At 59.0% G+C, this 2,664-nt stretch carries 3 protein-coding genes and 1 pseudogene; 3 read left to right on the top strand and 1 reads right to left on the bottom strand.

Going from position 1 to position 2,664, the window contains the following annotated elements; all coding sequences use genetic code 11:
- Nucleotides 1-460: pseudogene (locus tag NW819_RS09400) on the top strand (AarF/ABC1/UbiB kinase family protein); the annotation flags it as partial.
- Here NW819_RS09400 and NW819_RS09405 read toward each other — a convergent pair.
- The gene (locus NW819_RS09405) at nucleotides 457-855 is read right to left on the bottom strand and encodes a hypothetical protein (RefSeq protein WP_414330450.1); all 399 of its coding nucleotides are present in this window, start codon (nucleotides 853-855) and stop codon (nucleotides 457-459) included. The pseudogene NW819_RS09400 and the gene NW819_RS09405 sit on opposite strands and share 4 nt — an antisense overlap.
- Before the next feature lie 509 nt (nucleotides 856-1,364).
- Here NW819_RS09405 and NW819_RS09410 point away from each other — a divergent pair.
- Complete coding sequence (locus NW819_RS09410; RefSeq protein ID WP_414413575.1) at nucleotides 1,365-2,258, top strand: prephenate/arogenate dehydrogenase; 894 nt, start codon at nucleotides 1,365-1,367, stop codon at nucleotides 2,256-2,258.
- Nucleotides 2,259-2,338: 80 nt separating this feature from the next.
- On the top strand, nucleotides 2,339-2,664 hold a 326-nt coding region (locus NW819_RS09415; RefSeq protein ID WP_414413576.1), incomplete at its 3' end, for a cytochrome c biogenesis protein CcdA.

The raw sequence follows: 2,664 nt of genomic DNA on the forward strand, positions 1-2,664 counted from the left end.
CTGGAACCGCCTGGAGAACCTGCTGCGCAACGCCGTCAACAGCGAGGATTTTGACCTGCAGGGATCCCTGGAAAAGGCCGTTGATTTTATCTTTTCTGAGCGGGGCGCTTTCCTGCGGGAGCGCCTAGTGGATGTGCTCTTTTCCAGCTCGGGATCCCAGGGTGGCTCAGATGGCTTGGCTCATTTGCAGCGTCTGTGGGAACTCCTCAGCAGCAACCCGAGCTTTCAGCCGCTGCAGCTTCTGCCGATTGTTGCCAAGGTGGCTGCCAAACCGGAAGCTCAACAACTGGGCCGTCAATTGGCCTCCCGCTGGTTGCAACGCTCGGCAGCTCGCCTCATCCGCGACCTGCTATTGCCGGATACAGAAAAGCCCAGTTCACCCTCTTCCCTCAACGGGCGTGGCGGGATCCCTGGGCCGGCAACCTCTGCTTCTACCGCTCAACTTCCTCTTCCGGCCTAGCTCAGGTGCTCTTGGGGGGCAGTATCGCTGTTGGGGTTAACAGAGGCCAGAGCCAGCGTAATCCACTCGGAAAATTCATCGCGGCGGAAAACCTGGGGGCGGGAGCGGGGGCCAAAACGCAGCAGGCTGGGCATGCCGTGCTCCTTGAGTCGAGACTGTAGCCAGGTGCCCACACCGGTTTTGCCATCGTTGGGCATTTCGGTTTGGAAGTCACTGTACATCAACAACAACTGGCTGCGAGATTGGAGCACCGCATTCTCTTGAATTAACTTCGGCAAGGAGAGATGGGTGGCTGAAACTGCCCCTTTGCTCCCTTTGGCCGATTCACGACGACGGTCGCGCGGGCGCGGGTTAGTGCTTTCACGGCTCTTGCGGGTTTTGGGTTCACTAGGCATAGAATCTCCTAAACGACAGAGTGCTCCCCAACGGGGGTTAAAGCGGGAACTCGCAGGCCAAAAGCCGAGCCCGCTGTGAAAGTGGCTCGATGGGTACAGTTCTGGAGAATCGCTGAGAAGAGGGACACCTGCTCTTGAGTAAGCGAAGAAGAACTGCGCTGAGCCGGCACGAAAGGCTGGGATCCCTTCGGCGCAACAGCAGTCCACAGCGGGCCGAGCTCCTGCCAATACATCCAAGGCCTGCCCTTGTTTTTCCTGTCGGAGGCCAGTTTGGCTACCACGAATCCGCAGGGCAAGCAAGCCCGGATATTACCCCTATATTGACTTAAAAATGGACAAGTGGACAGTCCCTGGCCGAGAATTTAGCTGCTGCGGCGGGAGCTTCGGAAGGAACTAGGCTTGCCCGCCGGTGGCGAGTATCGCTGAGCTACGGGAGCAGCCTCCTACTACACCTGGAAGCGGTTGTTGGTGGTGTCAAAAAAGGAGTTTCACTGGCTTACTGAGATACTATGCGCATTGCCATTGTCGGGTTGGGGTTGATTGGCGGATCCCTGGCCCTCAAACTGACCGAAAAGGGATATCCCGTCTGGGGGATAAGCCGCAACCCGGCCACCTGCAAACAGGCTCTGGAACGGGGTGCTGTCCAAGGCTGTGGAACCGAGTTGGCCCTGTTGGCTCGCTTTGATCCGCAAATGGTGCTGATCTGTACCCCTCTGGAGCAGGTGTTGGCCACGCTAGCCGCCCTGTTGCCTTATTTGTCGGCAGAAACCGTGGTGAGCGATGTCGGCTCGGTTAAGCAGCCCATCGTTGCTCCGGCAACCGAATTGTGGCCCTGGTTTGTGGGGGGGCACCCCATGGCCGGCAAAAGCCTGCAAGGGATCCAAGCGGCAGAAGCTGACTTGTTTCGGGGGCGGCCCTACGTGCTCACTCCCATCGCCGAGACCCAACCTCAGGCTCTCGATGCAATGAAAGAGCTGGTTGTTGCCATTGGCGCAGAAGCTGTCCTCACGGATCCCGCACGCCATGACCGAGCGGTGGCCTGGATCAGCCATTTGCCAGTTATGGTCAGCGCCAGCTTGATCGCAGCCGTCAGCCAGGAGGAGGATCCCGCGATTCTGGAATTGGCCCGCACTTTGGCCAGCAGCGGATTCCGCGATACCAGCCGTGTTGGCGGAGGGATCCCGCAATTGGGTTTGGAGATGGCCCGCCACAACCGGCAGGCGCTGCTGACTGCCCTGAGCAGCTACCAAGCTCAGCTGCGACAGATAGAGCGGTTGATCGATGGCGAAAAGTGGGACGAATTGCTCCGGGTGCTGCAACGAACTCAACAAGAATGGCAGCAGTTCCCGGTCAACCATCCTCGCGAAATTCTCCACAACCTGGGCGGTGGGAATGGACAGTAGACGTACTCCCCCAAGACTGGGGATCCCAGGGGGGCGGGGGAGTTCATGCTACCTTGAGCTTATGTGGACAGATCGAGCTTATGTTGAATGCGGCTCAGCTCTGGCTTTACCACCTAGAACAATGGGCAACTGAGCTGGTGCAGTTTCAACTGCAGCACCTTTCTCCCGTCAGTCTGCTGGTGGTGGGCTTGGCCGGCTTGCTCACCAGTCTTTCCCCCTGCACGCTGTCTATGCTGCCGGTGACCATCGCCTACATCGGCGGCTACACTCGCACCCCTGACGAAGCGGCTGCAGAAGGGCGGCTGCAGGTCTGGGCTCAATCCCTGGGTTTTGCGGCTGGGGTGGCTTTTACCCTGACCCTGCTGGGTTTGTCGGCAGCTTTGCTGGGTCGCGTTTACGGACAAAC

Source organism: Synechococcus sp. R8-2 (assembly GCF_047461715.1).
Lineage (GTDB): Bacteria > Cyanobacteriota > Cyanobacteriia > Thermostichales > Thermostichaceae > Thermostichus.

Bases quoted from the DNA above. Each gene is read 5' to 3' on its own strand.
- NW819_RS09410 (WP_414413575.1), top strand. From the start codon at position 1,365: ATGCGCATTGCCATTGTCGGGTTGGGGTTGATTGGCGGATCCCTGGCC.
- NW819_RS09405 (WP_414330450.1), bottom strand. From the start codon at position 855: ATGCCTAGTGAACCCAAAACCCGCAAGAGCCGTGAAAGCACTAACCCG.